Raw genomic sequence first — 16,240 nt, forward strand, 5'->3', positions numbered from 1 at the left:
AAGTCCCGCCAGGGCGCTCCGGTGCGCAGAATCCAGAATACTCCGTTGATAAATTGCCGGGTATCCCGGGCATTGCCGCCTCGCGTCCCCTTTTCACCAATGGTATGCGGCCTGATTTTTTCCCACGCTCTGTCGCTTATATCGTGCCGATGCTGTTCTCCCGCCATTTTTTTGCCCTCCTCTTCTTTGAGGTCTATTATATCATATTTTTATTGACGACGCCGCCTAACTTATATGTTTGATAAGCACAAAACGTCAGAGGATGCACCAAACTACTTAGAGATCCTAAATTCCAAACTGATAAGAATTGAGCTTTACCCTAAAACATACGAAAACTATATCCTTGAAAAAAGTGCGATTGCCGAAGATTATGATGAGACGATAGCAAAGTTATGCTTTGCTCAAGCAGTCAAATTTATTGAATGCCATTCTGATGATGACAATCCAGAGATTCAAGCTCAGATTATTGTGCTGAAGTATATGCTGTTTCGATTTATGAATAATGACACCAGAGGATATATCTATACCAACGAGCTGAAAAATCAGTTGTCGAACACCACCTTCAATGAAATATCTACAGCCACTTTCAGAATGCGCATTATTGGAAAACTGAGGGATAAGGGCATTATTATTGCGAGTTCCTCAAAGGGGTACAAGTTGCCATCAAAATTATCCGAATTATATGATTTCATAAATCGAGACGCAAGTATCGTAATTCCGATGTTAGCAAGATTAAAGAAATGCCGAGACCTTGTAAAACTGGGTACAGCCAACAATCTTGATTTACTAGATCATACTGAATATCAATCCTTGAAAGCCTACTTTGACAACTTGCCAATATCAAATATTGGAGAGTAGCTCATTTGTGAGAGTTCGGATACACCCACCAATTTGCCAAAAATATCTTTTTGGTCGTGCGTTCACATTCTGCGGATATAAAAAAGATATTCCATCAAAAAAGAAACGCGCCGTCGCGCGGTTTTTTGATGCTTGAAAGCCTAGATTTTAAAAGTACAAAAGCGTGGATGCCAAAACGGCGTTTTGGCTTTCCGGCAGGAAGTGGACTCTCACACCAACATCACTCTTTTCCGCTTTTATCCTCGAAAGCGTACACCATTGGTGCATATGCCAAGAGCGGGATTTGGAGTACGCTGTTAGCAGGAGGCGAACCAACAGTGTCTGAGAATAGGAAACCTGCTTTGCTTGAACTGGGTTGTATCTTACGCGATGCAGGCTGTGCAAAAGGATATACGCGGGCTGAAGTCGCAGAGCAGGTAGGAACCATGACACGTTTTCTCTCGGCTATAGAGAACGGCGAAAAGCGGCCCAAAAATGAAACCCTGCGGGAGATCATCTGCGGCAGGGGTATTTCCAATGGCCAGGTTTTCTATCTTGACTTAGAAAATGATACAGATGCCTAGCAGGCCATACGGTTATAATGCAGACTGTAGCGAACAGGATAACAGTTGGTTAAGGCATTGCTCAGCGCCAGTTATTAAGAACAAATAGAAAAGAGCCCGTGGACTTGATCCTTAAATCAAGGCACTGGCTCTGCATATATGCGGGCACATCCCCTATTTCGTCTGGCGCTCACGCTTTTCTTCTTTTATTGTCCGCACTTTGACCCTCTTAGCGCTGATGAGGCTTTCTTACCTGCGCTTAGGGCAGTACTATCCACCACCGTGTCAGCCTGCAACTTTGTGCAGGCTTTCTTTCCGCATTTTGGGCATATCACCCAACTGGATGTTTGCATTGTACCACCTAACACCTCCAATGTTTTTTCGATATCCTTTGCGATCCCCTTTAAAAATCATGAAAAAGCCTGTTTTGTTATGAGTTCAAAATGAAACTCACAACTTGACTCCAACGAATGGGAGTGAAAATACGCCTCCTCCAAAGGGATCCACTTGGATTTGAAAGCCTCTAATTTCTCAGGACCGCTCCGTGTTTCAATGCGACGAAGCTGTTCCTCCGGCCCTACATCCAGGAAAACACGCACGTCATAATAGTCCCAAAGGGCTGGATGGCAACTATAAGAGCCTTCGATAATCGTGATGGGTGCGGGTGCCAGATGTACTGGCTCCAACATGGCAGGACGGTGGGCGTCATAGGGCCTGTACACCACCGGTCGGTTCTCCTTGAGGGGGAGCAGGACTTCTTCTAGCACCCGCTCCCGGTCTACATTTCCGCCGGGCTCTGCAAAACGTTCCGGCGACCTCTGCTCAGGCCGGAGAAAGAAGTCGTCCATATGTACCACCGCCGTGTCGGATCTTTCCTGAAGTACCCTTGCAAGCGTGGTCTTTCCCGAACCGCAGCGTCCGTCTATCGCCAAAATCACGGGCCTCTTTGAGAGCATTTGGATGAACGCAAGGAGCGTTTCGGCGGCAGAGAATATGTCAGTTTTCAGCTTTCTCATTTTGTACCCCTTGCTTTGTCTTGAACGGCACCAGCCCAGTACGGCCCAGGGCCAGCATGATTACGGGAATCAGGATAAGCTGGGCGATAATACCAGGAACAGCATTGGTAAATGCCCCCGCCAGGAACATCTGTACCGAAAAGCCGCTGCCAAAGACCCCCAACTGGATGGCCTGCACGATGCCCCAGACTACGCGCCCGGCAAGCATGGCAATCAGCAAGCTGCGGTACAGGGCAAGCATACACTTCCACTTGGAGAGGGCGTATAAAAAACCTGCCACCAGCCCGTAGGTCATCAGCTCAAAGGCCATGCCGGTCGCAGTAGGGAAGAATACCGGCATACCGAATATTGTCGACCGCAGCAGCGGCAGCACAAACCCTACAACAGCCCCGCTCTGCCAGCCGCACACGAACCCGCACAGCAGTACGGGGATGTGCATGGGCAGGAGCATCCGGCCTATCTGGGGGATTTGGGCGGTAAACAAGGGCAAAATCAGACCGATAGCCAGGAACATGGCGGATAGAACGATGTTTTTGGTGATGGATTTCATTGCGGTTATCTCCTTAGCAAAATATTTATTCAGTATGTAATTTTAACCGTCTGTGCTTTCTTACCACTCGTGCTTTTCAGTTCTGTCCAGTCCATTGATGCGGGACATTTCATCTTCTGTCAGTTCAAAGCCGAAAACATCCAGGTTTCCCCACACATGGCCGGGATTTCCTGTGCCGGGGTGGTGCGGGAGCAGCAGGTCGATGCTGCTCCTCCTACCTTTTGGGAAAGTATCATTCCGAGCAGTGCAGACGGAAAAACAAATGCTGCCGCACATAAGGCTGAAACCGGTCTGGGACTGGCCCAGGTGCCAACTCAGCCCCATGCCGGGATGGGGGAGCATGATGATTTATGTGTGTTCGCCATACGTTTCCCTTTAGGGGGCGCCGCTTAGTATAGGCCTTATCCGACCTTCACCAATTCGTACTTTCTCTTCCCCAGCCCAATGCGTTCCCCATGGATCAACTGTTCCTCCCAGCAAGTTTCAGGATGCACTACATGGAAGTGGCCATGTTCATCCTCATGATGGTCACAGCCAGCAGCGTCCGTCAGGGCGGTGTTCTGCAAGATCGGGGCGGCGTTGACCGCGTCGGCACAGGCTTGATCCAGGGCTACCGGATCCAACCCGCAGAAAATCCCCACATTGGGCACGATGGGTGTGTCGGAATGGTTGTTACAGTCGCAGCTTGGAGAAACGTCCATCACCAGGGAGATGTGGAAACAGGGCCTGTCCTTCACCACCGCCAGGGTGTATTCCGCAATCTTGTGGTTGAGTACCTCCCTGGCCTCGTCCCACTGGGGTTCGATGGCATCCTGGTTGCAGGCCCCGATGCACCGCCCACAGCCCACGCAGCGCTCGTGGTCAATGACAGCTTTGGGAGCCTTGTCAGCCTCACGCAGCTTTGAAAAAGTAATCGCTCTGTGGGCGCAGTTTCTTGCACACTGCCTGCATCCAACGCAACTGTCCGGGTTCACCACAGGCTTGCCCGCGGCGTGCTGTTCCATCTTCCCGGTCCGGCTGCCGCCGCCCATACCGATGTTTTTTAGCGCGCCTCCAAACCCGGCCTCCTCATGGCCCTTGAAATGGGTCAGGGAAACCACTACGTCCGCATCCATCAACGCCCGTCCTATTTTGGGCGCGGGGCAGTAGGTCATACCCTCCAACGGCACCTCCACTTCATCCGTACCCTTCAGGCCGTCCGCTATAATCACATGAGCCCCCACGGTCAGCGGGGAAAATCCGTTGAGATAGGCGGAATCGATATGGTCTAAAGCGTTCTTCCGGCCGCCTACATACAGGGTGTTGCAGTCGGTCAGGAAGGGCTTGCCACCCCGCTCACGGATGAAATCAACCAACGTTTTCACATATATGGGCCGGATGATGGACGTATTGCCCGGCTCCCCCAAATGCATTTTGATGGCTACGAACTTGTTCGCCAGATCCATGGAGGCTAGTTCACTCTTTTCCAGCATACGGGCAAACTTATCCAGCATACTGGCGCCTCCACGGGTGCGCATATCTGTCCAGGTAACCTTTGCGGTCATTTGACCAGCTCCTCTCGTTTTTTCTAATTTTACAACATGGACTACACTCCAAGTCAAGCTTTTTATAGCAGCCGTATAGATCGCGTACCAGTCCTCCCGGCTCAAGGTGGCGTTGCAGGCCGTGTGGTGGTGCCCACAATGACCTGCATTTGTACTGGGGGACGCAGAGTCAACGCCGCACGGAGAACTGTTTTCGATATATCGTATTTCCCGGCTGATTTTCGGAAAGTCTGGGTTATCCAGGAATATTCCCCGTCAGTAGGTACAGGAGGGCCTCCAGCCCTGGCTTGTCGCCCTTTTCATCCAGATGGAAATAGCGTGCGATTAGTTCCTCCGAACAACCCGCGTCTAGCAAGTTTTACCGGATATGAGTCTTGTCCCGCTCTGCCATGGGTTCATCCCCCTTGTGATTCCGTCTACCCTGTAATGACTGCACCATGCCCGCTATGCCCTCATAGTACCAGCCAGCAGGTAGCAGGCTGTGTAGCCCATGCGCTGGGAGATGCCTCCCGCCGCCATACCCCCGGCCCCGGAGCCCACGTCGCCCAGCAGGGAGTAGGTGGACATAGCCACGCCCCGGCGGTCATCCGCCACCCGCTCAATGACAAGCACCTGTAAAAGCTGGCCCGTGACGGCTGTTCCCATGCCATAAAGTACAGCGGCCGCCAGCATGAGCGCAAGACTCTCCGAAAGCCCCAGTACCACCGTGGCAAGGCCCGACAGCACACACCCTGCCGCTACCAGCCCACCTTTGGTGAAACGGGCCGTCAGCCTGCCCACCAGCACCTTTGTGAAAAGGCCGGCCAGACTGGTTGTCAGGGTGAACAGCCCTATGTTCTCAATTCCCTTGGAAAGCCCGTAGGCCATCGTAAAGTTGGCCACCGCCGCTGTGCCCAAGGCTAGAAGCAGACTCACCATGCCCAGGCCCAGCACCGAGCCGTCGAATAAGGTGTGCAAGCCGAAACGGGGCCTTGCCTGTTTAGGCTGATTTTCCAGCCCAACTGCCCTTTCCGGGGCTTTGATCTGTATAAGCATGGTCAGCACCGCTGAGATCACGGCTGTCACGGTGATCCACCAAAAGAACGCCGTGGTGCCCAGGCTCTTGTACACTGCCAGGCTGATGGTGGGCGCGACGGCGAAACGCACCGAGCTGGCCACCCCGAAGAAACCCATGCCGTCCACCAGGCGGTTTTCCGGCACCAAATCGGCCACCAACATGGGAGGCACCGGGAAGTAGATGCCCTGGGTGATGCCGTTCAAGACCCGCAGGAAGAATACGGCCTTGATATTGGACGCGAAACAGTAGGCCAGGGCGTTGATGGCATAGGCGCTGCTGCCGATGACCACCAGACGTTTGCGGCCAAATTTGTCGGTAAGCGGCCCGCAGACAAGCCGCGTCACCATGCTGGCCACGGTCAGGCCGGTGATCATCCAGCCGGTTGCCAGGTTGCTGCCCACCGTGTCCTGTATATACACCGGCAGGACGTTGATCAGCGTGCTGTCCGTCACCGAGGCGAACACAATGGAGAGCAAAAAATAAGGTACGGCCCGCTCCATGGGCCGGGCTTTTTGGCGCTTTCCATTTACCCCATCCCTTTCTTTTGTCGGATTGATTCCAGCATACACCTGGCCGTATAGAAAATCAAATGCTTAGTTTATATATATCCCATGCTTGACGGGCATGGGGTGAAGTGATATGATTTAAAAAAGGGGGCACTTCAATACGAGTGTTGCGCTACTTTCTTGCCGTGGCCCGAGAGGAAACTATCACTGGCGCGGCAGCCGCCCTGCACATGACTCAACCCACCCTCTCCCGGCAGATCCGGGAGTTGGAACGGGAACTTGGCAAAAAGCTATTGGAGCGGGGCACCCACAAAATCACCCTGACAAAAGAGGGGCTACTGCTACGCAAGCGGGCGGAGGAGATCATCTCTCTGGTGGACAAGACCGAAGGGGAGTTCCGCAGCATGGGCGGCGCTGTGGAGGGGGACGTGTACATTGGCGGTGGCGAAACCAGGGGGCTGCACCTGATTGCCGAGGCCGCCAAGGACCTGCAAAAGGACTGCCCCGGCATCCGCTACCACCTGTACAGCGGCAACGCCAATGACGTGACCGAGCGTCTGGACAAGGGCCTGCTGGACTTCGGCCTGCTTATCCAGCCCTTTGACGCAGCGGACTATGAGAGCCTGACCATCCCGGAGATGGATACTTGGGGCGTGGTCATGCGAAAAGACAGCCCCCTGGCCAAGCAGGAGGCTGTCCGAAAGAAAGACTTGCTGGATAAGCCGCTGATTTTCTCCCGCCAGGCCATGGACGAGGGGAAAAACAATGAGTACCGCCGTTGGTTCGGGGAGGATTACGACAGGCTCAACGTGGTGACCACCTTTAATCTGCTGTTCAACGCCGCCATCATGGTGGAGGCGGGCATGGGCTATGCCCTGACCATTGGGCGCCTGGCGGATACCTCTGCGGAAAGCGCCCTATGTTTCCGCCCCCTGGAACCGAAACTGGAGGCGGGCTTGTGCCTGGTGTGGAAAAGGTATCAGGTGTTCTCCGACGCGGCGGAAACGTTCTTAAAGAAGTTGAGAAGTTCATTTGCGGGACAATATCCGTCCGGCTCTTAGCTTTTTGATACAGGTGCAGGTTCCCGGAACTGCTCATAGTGCTTAGAAGTCCGCAGCCGGTACAGCATCAAAAGCCCACGGACGCACAACTCTGATGCCATAGCCACCCACATACCGGGCAGGCCAAGCCGCCCCACCAACAGCAGAGCCAGGCCGATGCGCACAATCCAGATGCTGCCCAGGTTCATCAGGCTGGGCACGAAGGTGTCGCCCACGCCGCGCAGGGCTCCCGCCGCCACAATGGAGATGGCAAACAGCGGCTCGGCCAACAGCTCGATGCGTAAGACCTGCGCAGCCAGTTGCCGCACCGCAGGGTCGGGGGTAAGGAGCATAAACACGAAGGGGCAAAACACCATCATCAACAGGCCCGTCAGGGTCATGAAAGCCGCGCCCATGGCCGTGCAGATATTGCCGTAGCGCTTGGCCTGTTCCACGTTACCCGCGCCCACGCTCCGGCCAACCAGAGTGGTGGCCGCCGAGCCGATGCCGTAGCCGGGCATATAGCAAAGGCTCTCCGCCGTCACGGCGAAGGCGTTGGCCGCAATGGACACCGGGCCAAGGGGCGCAATGATGCGGGTGGCGGCAACCATGGCGCTGTTCATGGCTACCTCCTGTACCGCCAGAGGCGCGCCAATTTTCAGAGCTTTCTTGAGAATTTCAGGGTCAAACCGGCACTTTTCCCGGCGGAAACGTAGCTGTTTGTTGCAGAAATAGCACCGCCAGGCCATGAGCAGAGAAACAGCCGCACAAGCCAGGGTGGTGCCCATGCCCGCGCCCAGCACGCCGAACCGGGGGATGAAGATGGAGTTGAAAGCCACATCCAACCCGCACATAACGGCATTTAAGATGCTGGGGGTGACCATGTCGCCGGAACACTGCAAAAACGAGGATGTTAAGGAGTTTAATTGAGAAAACGGCAGCATGAGGGCGAACATCATGAAGTAGGCGGAGGAGTTGGCGCGGATAGCCGGGTCGCCGCCTAAAAGCGCGGGCAGCGGCCCACTGAGCGCCAGCCCCAGCAGGCATAAAAGCCCAGAGGCGATCGCCGCCGTGGCCAGCCCGTGGCGCACCACGTCCCGGGCCTTTTTGGCGTTTTCGCCACCGATGTGGTGGGCCACCTGCACGGAAAACCCCGCCGATACCGCATAGGTCACGCCGCCCAGCAGCCAGGTGCTGGAGGATACCAGCCCGATGGCTGCTGACGCGTTTGCCCCCAGCGCGCCCACCATGGCAGAGTCTATGTACTGCATGGCGATGGTGGTAATTTGCGTCAGAATGGCGGGCAGGCTCAGTTTCCACACCTCCGCAACCTGGGGCTTCAGCGCCCGGAAATTCAGCTTCATTCCTTTTCTTCCTCCTGCTCGTCGTAATCCCCGGTCAAAAAATACTGTTTCATAGCGAGGGCAAACCGGTGCAAGTCCTCTACAAATGCTGTATCATGCTCCGCAAAGTACCGTTGAAATAACCGCTCCTCCATTTCATAAACGGAGCGCAAAACCTCGTCGGCATAGGCTTTGCCCGAGGGGGTCAGCTCTACATATAACTCCCGCCGGGTGCCGGGGACAGGGCGCAGCGTCACTTGACCGGACTTTTCCAACTCTTTAACCAGGGTGTTCACGGTGGTACGGGGGAAATTCCAGTCCCAACAGATTTGGCTTTGGGTGTGGGCCTGACCGTCGTTGAGGGCGGAGAGCAGCCAGAGCATATTGGGTTTTATTTTGGCGTTTTTAGAGAACACGCTATAAGCCCCGTCGATCTGGTAGACAGCCTTGCCTAATTGACGGAAAAACGCGTAGCGTTCCATGACTTATCCCTGGATCAGTTGAATTTGCACACCACTGGGGTCTTTCACAAAGAAAAACTGCACGCCTGGCGCGGGGCTGATGATGTCTGTGGGTTCCAGGTCCAGCCCGGTGAGGCGGGTGTGTTCTTCCTCCACATTGTCGGTGTAAAAGCCGATGGCAAGGCCGCTGCCGGTATAGGCTTGCTCTGCCGGTACTTCAATCAGCTCAATTTCCGTTTCGCCCTTTTGGTTCGCCAGGAACACCATGGGCGCGTTGGGGCGGCGGTCGGACACGATCTCCAGATGGGCGATGTCCTGGTAAAAGGCTATAGAGGCATTCAGGTGGGCGGTGTAGATGGTAACGTGCTGCATAAACATAGAGAAACATCCTTTCTTGCAATAATACGAATCCGTACATTAATTGTAGCATCTGCTTTTGCCGTTGTCAAGAGTGGGGAGGATTGCTATTTTCTGCTATGTGTTGTTTTAACATGAATGGTTCCCTGCACCCGCCATCATGAAAAAGGCACCTGCCACCGAGAGGGCGCAATGGTTTTTTGGCGACAGGTGCTTGTCATTCTACTATATTCTTTAGACGAAAAGCAATCTGCTCTTACCGCCTTTGGACTAGTAGCGATGCTCTATTTCCAGCAGCTCCACGTTCCTCAAATCATTGTGCTTTGCGTGGCAATGGTAGATAATGGCGGACAGTGGTTGATTCACAAATACCCCTCCGAGCAATTCGTTTTGGGATCCCAGTTGATCGTAAACCAGGGACAGGAGGCGTTGTTCTTCAAGGGCGGTGAGGCGTTGGATCTTTTTGGTCCTGGTACGCATACCCTGTCTACTGGGAATTTGCCGCTCCTATATAAGCTCGTGAACTTGCCGTTTGGCGGAAAGACTCCCTTTTCCGCCGAAATTTATTATATTAATACGACAGATAATATTGACATGAAATGGGGCACCTCTACCCCCATTCCGCTGGAAGATCCAAGATTATGATTCAAAAGAAAATTTCCTTCTTAGCGATTTCTCTATACCTGTCGGAGCTGTCCGATACTTTTCAGATGGTGCTCAGCAGTGAATTTGAGCGATTCGGTATTGAACTTGTTAATTTTTTCTGTGAGGCCATTGGTCCCCGGCCAGGCGAATATGAGAAGTTGCGGAGTTATAAGGAGGATTTAGCCCTAGGTTCAGATTTTTACCGACAGCGTAGGTCACTAGATATTTGGGAAAAGCTTGCTGGAAACATTTCGGCGGGTAGCGCCGGGGATATCGGTGAAAGTTATTGTGTGAACTATGAAACGATGAGAAACGAAGAAAATACTCGTTCCGTAACTAATCAGAGTGTAGATAGTGCGATACCAGTTCTAACCTGTCCCCACTGCGGAGCTAAAGTCGTTTCTACCATGAAATTTTGCGGTAACTGTGGGAAACCTTTGGGCTCAACCAAGTGTCCGGCCTGTGGTTGTGAAAGTGAAACAGGCATGAAGTTCTGCGGTCACTGCGGTCACAAACTTTAAGCACAGATGGAGTAGCGAATGCACGGAGGCAAGTAAGCACGAAAGCCACTTGATGACCGGAGTGGTGCGCTGTCCCTTTCCTCGAATTCGAATTGGCAGAGGATGGAAACAACGCCACATTAATTCTCTTACAGGATGAGGGTGATTCTGTGGATCAAAAAAATAAGCAAGCTATACACCAAACACCAGATGATGCTTTAACTGCGAAAACAGACGTTGATCAAAATGTAAAAATTCCCCCATCTGCCAAAAGAACTCATGCGGTTACATCAGGGGAGATTCCTCGAACCTCTTTGGTGGCAACACGAAAAACAATTACCAAAAAAATTCTATTTTTCATTCCTGTAATTTTCCTACTTGTGGGGCTGGTGGTCTACTTTATTGTCATTCCAGCGATATATGGCCAGACAGTTTCATTCTTTGATTGGTTGTTTGCAGACCCCCAACATAACATTTCTGTCTTGCAAAATCCATATGTTGCCTTATCGAAGGCGCATTTGATTACAGAAATTCGGGTTTTCTGGTACATATGGCTGATGGGTTTCACAGTATCTTTGTTTTTTGTGGGACGGCAGTTAAACCACAAACCCGCCCCAACCGCGATGAATGCAATACTCGGTAACCGTGAGCCCTACCTTCTGGCGTGTGATGTGCAAGATAGCCTTAAGGTTACGCAGAACTATTTCAACTGCGATGAATTTTCCTCACTGCTATATGCGGTTAAGTGCTTGGTGGAAGAGCTCTCTGTAGAGAGCGGTTTCGGTTATGGGAACATCAGTGTGACCATGTGTGAAAACAACATTACAAAACAACTCCAACTTCTGTTAGAGCTGGTAAATCATGTAGACAAGAATAATGCAACGGAAACTATGGAGAAAATGCAACTTACCATAAATAGCATTCATGCTTTGTTAAGGTGCCGGGCGGAGTTGAAAAGGAAATAACAGGGAAAGAACGCGGCACGTTCTCAAATCGTATAGTTGTTATAGATAGTTATAAAATTTTTGTAAAATCTGGGCAGCCCTGTATTGATTGACCTACAATGGATACAGGGCTGTTTATTTTTTACAAAAGAAACAGCATGAGCAAGTGGTACATTCGTGACGGTTGCTGGAAACAGGAAACAAAATACCAGGTGCGTGGAAAATCTTATGGCACCATGATGGCCTATTGTTGCTCTACCTCAAATGGCGGTAAGAAGCCTTTGGTGAATGTCCTGTGCTGCTTTACCGTGCCAACGTGCTGACACGCATCTCCTATATGCGGGATATCAGCCCCCTAAAAAAGGTGGCTTTATAAGAGTCTAGATCTAGATACAGTATGCCAGCCCGTTACTGTTACCAAGAGAGATATTGAGGCATTCTGCCAGCTTTTATTTAGAGAGCGGCAGCAAGCGGAATTATACCATTGTGACTCTTCTGGCGCATTTCGGCATTCGGTGCAGTGAGTGTGCTAACCTAAAGTTGGGTCGCTTGACAGTCAAGGGAATCCGGGTCATTTGCGGAGGGACAGGCAAAGGATGGCCTACACTCCAACGATAAAATTATCCATGCCCTGCGGAGTATCTGAAAGAGCACCGGCCGGATAGTCCTTATTTCTTTGTGAGCCGGCAAGGCGGAAAATTTACTTGCCCAGAATTAACCGGAATTCAGACGTGATCAGCTCCAAGGCAATGCGGTGTTATTTACTCCAACGCTTTTGGAAACGGATATCCTATCTACGAGGTGGCGAATCAGGCAGAGCACAGCAATGTGTAGACTGTTATCGATCTACACGAACCCAACCGTCCAAGTCATAAAAGGCAAGGCCAACAAGCTGTGAGGAGGCACGTATGAAGGATCGGGTTTATATGGTGGTGTTTCTTATTTTTCCTAGCGGTGGCAGGCGTGGTGGCATGGCAGATTCATATGCCAATCCATGAGGATAATGTGAGCGCTCATGCTTTTTATGGAGGACTTGCGGCAGTTTGTAGAGATTCCTCTACCAAAATCAATTTCAGAGCCTGATACCGGCAGGACAGTTCCGTCAGTCCACCGGATGCTCCCCGCCCTCATCTCTGCCTGCTGCATCCACAGATTCAACTTGCTCCAGGCACAAGTGGATTTTGAGTCCCTTCGGGCGGTTAATCCGAAAGTGGCAGAATGGCTTACAATAGATGGCACCAACATTAGCTATCCAATCGCTCAGTACAACGATAAATAACAATTATCTGCACAACCAGTTTTCCGGCTAGTAGAACATTTCTGGGTATATTTTCTTTGACAGCCGAAGTAGACTAGACTTTTCCGATGAGAACAATATCCTTTACGGACACCATATGGATAATGGGAGTATGTTCCAGAGCTCGATGTAAGAGCACCCAACTGCCCAGCTCATTACGCTAGACGGCACATCGTGGAGTTTTTTATGGGGTATGTGTCCAGCGTGGATAGGGGCCATGCGGGTAAACTTTACCTCGGATGAAGAATTTGAAGAATTAAGGGTTTCAAAGAAAAAATTGTTGTTTGACGGTTGTTCCAAAAGAAAAAGCGCAGACAGAATTGTGACCTTCTCCACTTGCAGTTATGCGTTCCATAACGCAAGGTTCATGGTGCATAGCAGGTCCATCTAAGAATCAAGTCTGTGTTAAAACTGGACCGTTGAAGATGCTGACACGATAGAATAAGAGAGAACGAAACGACATGAAATAAGTGAACAGTAAAGGAATAGAATTAAAGACCTGTTTCCCCCAGAAGGGAAGCCGTAAAGCAATGGTGGGTATAAAATCATTCCTTCATAAATGCAATATGAACGTCACCATTATTACTGGACACACATAGCACTTTTTCGCCGTTTTCTTTATTGTCTGGCAAATTACTCTTGCCCTTTTCAACTTCTGATTGAATGGTGAAATCTTCACAACTTCCTACGACAGTGCCTGAGATATCTCCATTTTTGACGGATATAGTTAAAGAATCCCCTATATCAATTTTATCGAAAGTGATACTTCCACCGTTAGAGAAAATGTTTATGCTCCCTTTTACAGTCAACGCGGAAAGGGAGATATTTTCGTTTGTGGTGGACAGAGTAAGAGCATCTAAAAGAGTATCTGGTACCTGCAAGCAGATTTTCCGGTGTTCAGCAGAGGCTTTCACGCCAATATAATCTGTCCACTCCTTGTTGCTTGCACTTGCCATAGTCAGCACTTTTTTATCTGAAACAGAAATATCATAATATTCTTTGCCGCTTTCAAAATATTTAATGTGCACCTGTTCATCATCGGACAGCGATACTTCAATCTCTCTATCTGATACATTAAGATTCACCTCGCTGACCTGTGTATCAGGCGTATAAGTTTTTTCTTCAAACGGCTCGCCGTTGTTGGAGCAGCCAGTCAAAGCAAAACACCCCAGCACTAAGCACACTACAAGTGAAATTACTCTTTTCATCGAATTCCTCCATACCTTTTTATAAAGTTTTCCTTTTCAAAACCGCAATTCCTATGAGTGACAACGCGGCGGTTAACAGCAGACAGATACAAATGTGCAGAACTCCGTTGCTGTTAAACATGATAATTTGGAAAAATCCAGCCAGGACGCTGCGTAGCGGCGCAATCGGCGTAAAAACGCAAATAATGGCAGCCAGCACTGTGTCAGTCAGCCACCCATACCAATGGGACTGCATAGATAACAGCACGTGAAGAAACATCATAACCAGCAGCAAAAAGAATATCTGCTGTAACCCGGCAACAAATGTCCCGTTTTCTGTCCACCTGCACACATCCATCATATTGATAACAGTTTTTGCCGAAAAAACCGGGTCAATCCATAGATGAATGGCAGTGTTGGCCAGAGAAATGCCAACGGACAAGATTTCATAACTGCTGAGGCACCCCAAAAAGTAATCTTTCTTGCTTGCACCCAAATACGTGAGCTTGGAGAAATCATAAAACACAACAAAGAAAGGGGTCAAGACTGCAAGCAGCCAGGTGTAATTGCCATTGCTTAAGACAACGTCGCCGGAAGATGTGGCGCAAAGCACCACAAGAGCCATAAGAATGAAACTGAGCCTGTTGCTGGCAAGCAGGCGTTTTACAATAGCGAAAATGGATGTCATTTTTTTGCACCTCCTTTATGCCCTACCATTTGAATAAAGAAATCCTGTAGGTTGTCCGGCGGGGTTCCAAAGAAGAGAATGTTCCCTCTATCCATAATCAGCAGCTTTTGAATGGTGTTTGCGATTTCCTCAATAATGTGAGTGGATACGATAATAATGCGCGGGTGTTTCTCAAAGCTCTCTGCCAGCATTTCGTAAAACTCCACACGCATAATGGCGTCAAAGCCGAGAACAGGCTCATCCAAAAGAACGACGTTTTGTTACTTGCCAGGCAGATAATCGTAGATACCATGGTTTTTATGCCAAGGGAGAGATGGTTAAATTTCTTTTTTCCATCCAGCTCAAAGCGCTCCATCATTTCAGAGGCAAAGTCATAATCATAGTTGGGGTTAACTTCAGACGCGATTTGCAACAGCTTGCGTACAGGAAGATTAAAATGCTTTGCGAAGTTTTCAATGTAACTGACGCCTGTATCCAGAGCCGCCGTCGAGATTGTCTTACCGTCCACCTGGATGGTTCCGGTTGTAATGTTTTGATATCCGGCGATTGACTTGAGAAATGTTGTTTTCCCGGCCCCGTTCCTACCAAGCAGGCAATAAATACCCGGTTCTTCGATGGATAGCGTGATGTTTTTCAAAACGGTGGCCGGCCCGTATTGCTTTGTCACCTGGTTGAGCGATATCATGAGTGAATTCCTCCTAAACAGTATGGCAGCAGCTATTGCTTTCCACAATGTCCTGTGCTACAATGGATTATAAACCTTTGTGCAGCACAAAGGTCAATAGGAGAAATACGCAAAATGAAAAAATATTTTTCTGTAGGAGAAACGGCAAAGGCGGTCCATACCACCAGTGAAACGCTGCGGCACTATGACCGCATTGGACTGGTAGAACCCAGCAAAAAAGATGAATGGACAAACTACCGCTATTACACCGAGCAGGATATTGTTCGCTTGCATACCGTGCGTGCTTTGCAGGTGATGGACTTGCCATTGCAGGAGATAAAGAAAGTTTTAGAGTATGATGATCTTGAGAGAACTGTAGATTTTTTGGCGCAAGCAGAGAGAAAGGCAGAGGAAAAGATTGCGGCACTGCAATATAGTAAATCAAAAATTTTAATAGCAAAAGCAGAATACGAAAGAAAATTGAACGGCCAGCACAAGGTCCATGGAGCTTTTCTCAAAGAATATCCAGAGCGCGTTATTTTGCTGTCCGATACGTTAGAAACACCCGCGCTGGATAATCTTTGGAATTATCTCAGCCATTTTTATGATAAAATCACGCCGGACTTAAAAGAACAGTTTTCTTTTGAGGATTTGGCAGGTATCTATACGGAAAATGGGGTGTCAAGGCTTTTTGCTATATGTATTCGTTTTGCGGACATAGATGGGTTAAAGGTTTTGCCAGCCGGGAAATACCTGTGTGCAAGCTGTACGGAGGAAAATCGGGAACAAGTATTAAGTGAGGTCATGGGTTTAGCCCGGACGGAACATGGTGTTGAGCCAACTTTCACTGTACAGTTAATTGTTCTATCAGGTATTTTGCACTGGAATTATGAAGTGCAGGTTTATATTGAGAGAGAAAACACTAGGCGGCGTCGTCAATAAAAATATGATATAATAGACCTCAAAGAAGAGGAGGGCAAAAAAATGGCGGGAGAACAGCATCGGCACGATATAAGCGACAGAGCGTGGGAGAAAATCAGG

Annotated in this window: 19 protein-coding genes; 7 read left to right on the plus strand and 12 right to left on the minus strand. The window is 50.0% G+C overall.

Features of this window, described 5'->3' with window-relative positions; translation table 11 throughout:
• On the minus strand, positions 1-167 hold a 167-nt coding region (locus U8U01_RS15685; RefSeq protein ID WP_322175471.1), incomplete at its 3' end, for a transposase.
• A gap of 67 nt (positions 168-234) precedes the next feature.
• Between U8U01_RS15685 and U8U01_RS15690 the strand changes: the two genes are divergently transcribed.
• The gene (locus tag U8U01_RS15690) at positions 235-858 is read left to right on the plus strand and encodes a hypothetical protein (protein WP_322176254.1); all 624 of its coding nucleotides are present in this window, start codon (positions 235-237) and stop codon (positions 856-858) included.
• Between the two features lie 56 nt (positions 859-914).
• Positions 915-1,421 carry a helix-turn-helix domain-containing protein gene (locus tag U8U01_RS15695; RefSeq protein WP_322176301.1) on the plus strand — a complete coding sequence of 169 codons (507 nt, stop codon included), beginning with the start codon at positions 915-917 and terminating at the stop codon, positions 1,419-1,421.
• Positions 1,422-1,810: 389 nt separating this feature from the next.
• Here the strand turns inward: U8U01_RS15695 and U8U01_RS15700 are convergent, their stop codons facing one another.
• The 5 genes from U8U01_RS15700 to U8U01_RS15720 all read right to left on the minus strand — a co-directional run bounded on the left by U8U01_RS15700 (position 1,811) and on the right by U8U01_RS15720 (position 6,067).
• Positions 1,811-2,416: a uridine kinase family protein gene (locus tag U8U01_RS15700; protein ID WP_322176256.1), complete on the minus strand. Its 606-nt coding sequence runs from the start codon at positions 2,414-2,416 to the stop codon at positions 1,811-1,813.
• Positions 2,397-2,966, minus strand: coding sequence for an ECF transporter S component (locus U8U01_RS15705; RefSeq protein ID WP_322176259.1), 570 nt, complete (start codon positions 2,964-2,966; stop codon positions 2,397-2,399). The genes U8U01_RS15700 and U8U01_RS15705 overlap by 20 nt, the downstream gene beginning before the upstream one ends.
• Positions 2,967-3,026: 60 nt before the next feature.
• Positions 3,027-3,308, minus strand: coding sequence for a hypothetical protein (locus U8U01_RS15710; RefSeq protein WP_322176262.1), 282 nt, complete (start codon positions 3,306-3,308; stop codon positions 3,027-3,029).
• A gap of 59 nt (positions 3,309-3,367) precedes the next feature.
• Positions 3,368-4,510, minus strand: a complete 1,143-nt coding sequence (locus U8U01_RS15715) for a DUF362 domain-containing protein (protein WP_322176265.1) — start codon at positions 4,508-4,510, stop codon at positions 3,368-3,370.
• Positions 4,511-4,954: 444 nt separating this feature from the next.
• Complete coding sequence (locus U8U01_RS15720; RefSeq protein WP_322176269.1) at positions 4,955-6,067, minus strand: MFS transporter; 1,113 nt, start codon at positions 6,065-6,067, stop codon at positions 4,955-4,957.
• A 164-nt stretch (positions 6,068-6,231) separates the two neighbouring features.
• Here U8U01_RS15720 and U8U01_RS15725 point away from each other — a divergent pair, with 164 nt between their 5' ends.
• Entirely contained in the window at positions 6,232-7,134 is a 903-nt protein-coding gene (locus tag U8U01_RS15725) for a LysR family transcriptional regulator (RefSeq protein WP_367575635.1), read from the plus strand.
• Here U8U01_RS15725 and U8U01_RS15730 read toward each other — a convergent pair.
• Genes U8U01_RS15730 through U8U01_RS15740 form a run of 3 tightly spaced genes read right to left on the minus strand, consistent with a single transcriptional unit; the run spans position 7,131 to position 9,295 of the window.
• Positions 7,131-8,477, minus strand: coding sequence for an MATE family efflux transporter (locus U8U01_RS15730; RefSeq protein ID WP_322176275.1), 1,347 nt, complete (start codon positions 8,475-8,477; stop codon positions 7,131-7,133). The genes U8U01_RS15725 and U8U01_RS15730 overlap by 4 nt on opposite strands.
• Positions 8,474-8,938: a MarR family winged helix-turn-helix transcriptional regulator gene (locus U8U01_RS15735; RefSeq protein WP_322176277.1), complete on the minus strand. Its 465-nt coding sequence runs from the start codon at positions 8,936-8,938 to the stop codon at positions 8,474-8,476. The genes U8U01_RS15730 and U8U01_RS15735 overlap by 4 nt, the downstream gene beginning before the upstream one ends.
• A 3-nt stretch (positions 8,939-8,941) precedes the next feature.
• Entirely contained in the window at positions 8,942-9,295 is a 354-nt protein-coding gene (locus U8U01_RS15740) for a VOC family protein (protein WP_322176280.1), read from the minus strand.
• Between the two features lie 171 nt (positions 9,296-9,466).
• On the opposite strand from U8U01_RS15740, the gene U8U01_RS15745 reads away from it, so the two are divergent.
• The 3 genes from U8U01_RS15745 to U8U01_RS15755 all read left to right on the plus strand — a co-directional run bounded on the left by U8U01_RS15745 (position 9,467) and on the right by U8U01_RS15755 (position 11,384).
• Entirely contained in the window at positions 9,467-9,919 is a 453-nt protein-coding gene (locus tag U8U01_RS15745) for an SPFH domain-containing protein (protein ID WP_322176284.1), read from the plus strand.
• On the plus strand, positions 9,916-10,440 hold the full coding sequence (locus U8U01_RS15750; protein WP_322176286.1) for a zinc ribbon domain-containing protein: 525 nt from the start codon (positions 9,916-9,918) through the stop codon (positions 10,438-10,440). The genes U8U01_RS15745 and U8U01_RS15750 overlap by 4 nt, the downstream gene beginning before the upstream one ends.
• A 149-nt stretch (positions 10,441-10,589) precedes the next feature.
• Positions 10,590-11,384 carry a hypothetical protein gene (locus U8U01_RS15755; RefSeq protein ID WP_322176289.1) on the plus strand — a complete coding sequence of 265 codons (795 nt, stop codon included), beginning with the start codon at positions 10,590-10,592 and terminating at the stop codon, positions 11,382-11,384.
• A gap of 1,821 nt (positions 11,385-13,205) precedes the next feature.
• Here U8U01_RS15755 and U8U01_RS15760 read toward each other — a convergent pair.
• The 3 genes from U8U01_RS15760 to U8U01_RS15770 form a co-directional block, all read right to left on the minus strand.
• Positions 13,206-13,868, minus strand: coding sequence for a DUF4097 family beta strand repeat-containing protein (locus tag U8U01_RS15760; RefSeq protein ID WP_322176292.1), 663 nt, complete (start codon positions 13,866-13,868; stop codon positions 13,206-13,208).
• Between the two features lie 19 nt (positions 13,869-13,887).
• Positions 13,888-14,535: a hypothetical protein gene (locus U8U01_RS15765; RefSeq protein ID WP_322176295.1), complete on the minus strand. Its 648-nt coding sequence runs from the start codon at positions 14,533-14,535 to the stop codon at positions 13,888-13,890.
• A 97-nt stretch (positions 14,536-14,632) separates the two neighbouring features.
• Positions 14,633-15,220: an ATP-binding cassette domain-containing protein gene (locus tag U8U01_RS15770; RefSeq protein WP_322176298.1), complete on the minus strand. Its 588-nt coding sequence runs from the start codon at positions 15,218-15,220 to the stop codon at positions 14,633-14,635.
• 114 nt (positions 15,221-15,334) lie between these two features.
• Between U8U01_RS15770 and U8U01_RS15775 the strand changes: the two genes are divergently transcribed.
• Positions 15,335-16,141: a MerR family transcriptional regulator gene (locus U8U01_RS15775; RefSeq protein ID WP_322176299.1), complete on the plus strand. Its 807-nt coding sequence runs from the start codon at positions 15,335-15,337 to the stop codon at positions 16,139-16,141.
• The last annotated feature ends 99 nt before the right edge of the window (positions 16,142-16,240 follow it).

Source organism: Acutalibacter caecimuris, from assembly GCF_034335085.1.
Classification (GTDB): domain Bacteria; phylum Bacillota; class Clostridia; order Oscillospirales; family Acutalibacteraceae; genus Acutalibacter; species Acutalibacter caecimuris.

What these genes read in the sequence shown, in the direction of transcription:
- U8U01_RS15690 (WP_322176254.1), top strand. Translation starts at nt 235, where the DNA reads ATGTTTGATAAGCACAAAACGTCAGAGGATGCACCAAACTACTTAGAG.
- U8U01_RS15700 (WP_322176256.1), bottom strand. Translation starts at nt 2,416, where the DNA reads ATGAGAAAGCTGAAAACTGACATATTCTCTGCCGCCGAAACGCTCCTT.
- U8U01_RS15705 (WP_322176259.1), bottom strand. Translation starts at nt 2,966, where the DNA reads ATGAAATCCATCACCAAAAACATCGTTCTATCCGCCATGTTCCTGGCT.
- U8U01_RS15710 (WP_322176262.1), bottom strand. Translation starts at nt 3,308, where the DNA reads ATGCTCCCCCATCCCGGCATGGGGCTGAGTTGGCACCTGGGCCAGTCC.
- U8U01_RS15715 (WP_322176265.1), bottom strand. Translation starts at nt 4,510, where the DNA reads ATGACCGCAAAGGTTACCTGGACAGATATGCGCACCCGTGGAGGCGCC.
- U8U01_RS15720 (WP_322176269.1), bottom strand. Translation starts at nt 6,067, where the DNA reads ATGGAGCGGGCCGTACCTTATTTTTTGCTCTCCATTGTGTTCGCCTCG.
- U8U01_RS15730 (WP_322176275.1), bottom strand. Translation starts at nt 8,477, where the DNA reads ATGAAGCTGAATTTCCGGGCGCTGAAGCCCCAGGTTGCGGAGGTGTGG.
- U8U01_RS15735 (WP_322176277.1), bottom strand. Translation starts at nt 8,938, where the DNA reads ATGGAACGCTACGCGTTTTTCCGTCAATTAGGCAAGGCTGTCTACCAG.
- U8U01_RS15740 (WP_322176280.1), bottom strand. Translation starts at nt 9,295, where the DNA reads ATGTTTATGCAGCACGTTACCATCTACACCGCCCACCTGAATGCCTCT.
- U8U01_RS15745 (WP_322176284.1), top strand. Translation starts at nt 9,467, where the DNA reads ATGGTTTTTTGGCGACAGGTGCTTGTCATTCTACTATATTCTTTAGAC.
- U8U01_RS15750 (WP_322176286.1), top strand. Translation starts at nt 9,916, where the DNA reads ATGATTCAAAAGAAAATTTCCTTCTTAGCGATTTCTCTATACCTGTCG.
- U8U01_RS15760 (WP_322176292.1), bottom strand. Translation starts at nt 13,868, where the DNA reads ATGAAAAGAGTAATTTCACTTGTAGTGTGCTTAGTGCTGGGGTGTTTT.
- U8U01_RS15765 (WP_322176295.1), bottom strand. Translation starts at nt 14,535, where the DNA reads ATGACATCCATTTTCGCTATTGTAAAACGCCTGCTTGCCAGCAACAGG.
- U8U01_RS15770 (WP_322176298.1), bottom strand. Translation starts at nt 15,220, where the DNA reads ATGATATCGCTCAACCAGGTGACAAAGCAATACGGGCCGGCCACCGTT.
- U8U01_RS15775 (WP_322176299.1), top strand. Translation starts at nt 15,335, where the DNA reads ATGAAAAAATATTTTTCTGTAGGAGAAACGGCAAAGGCGGTCCATACC.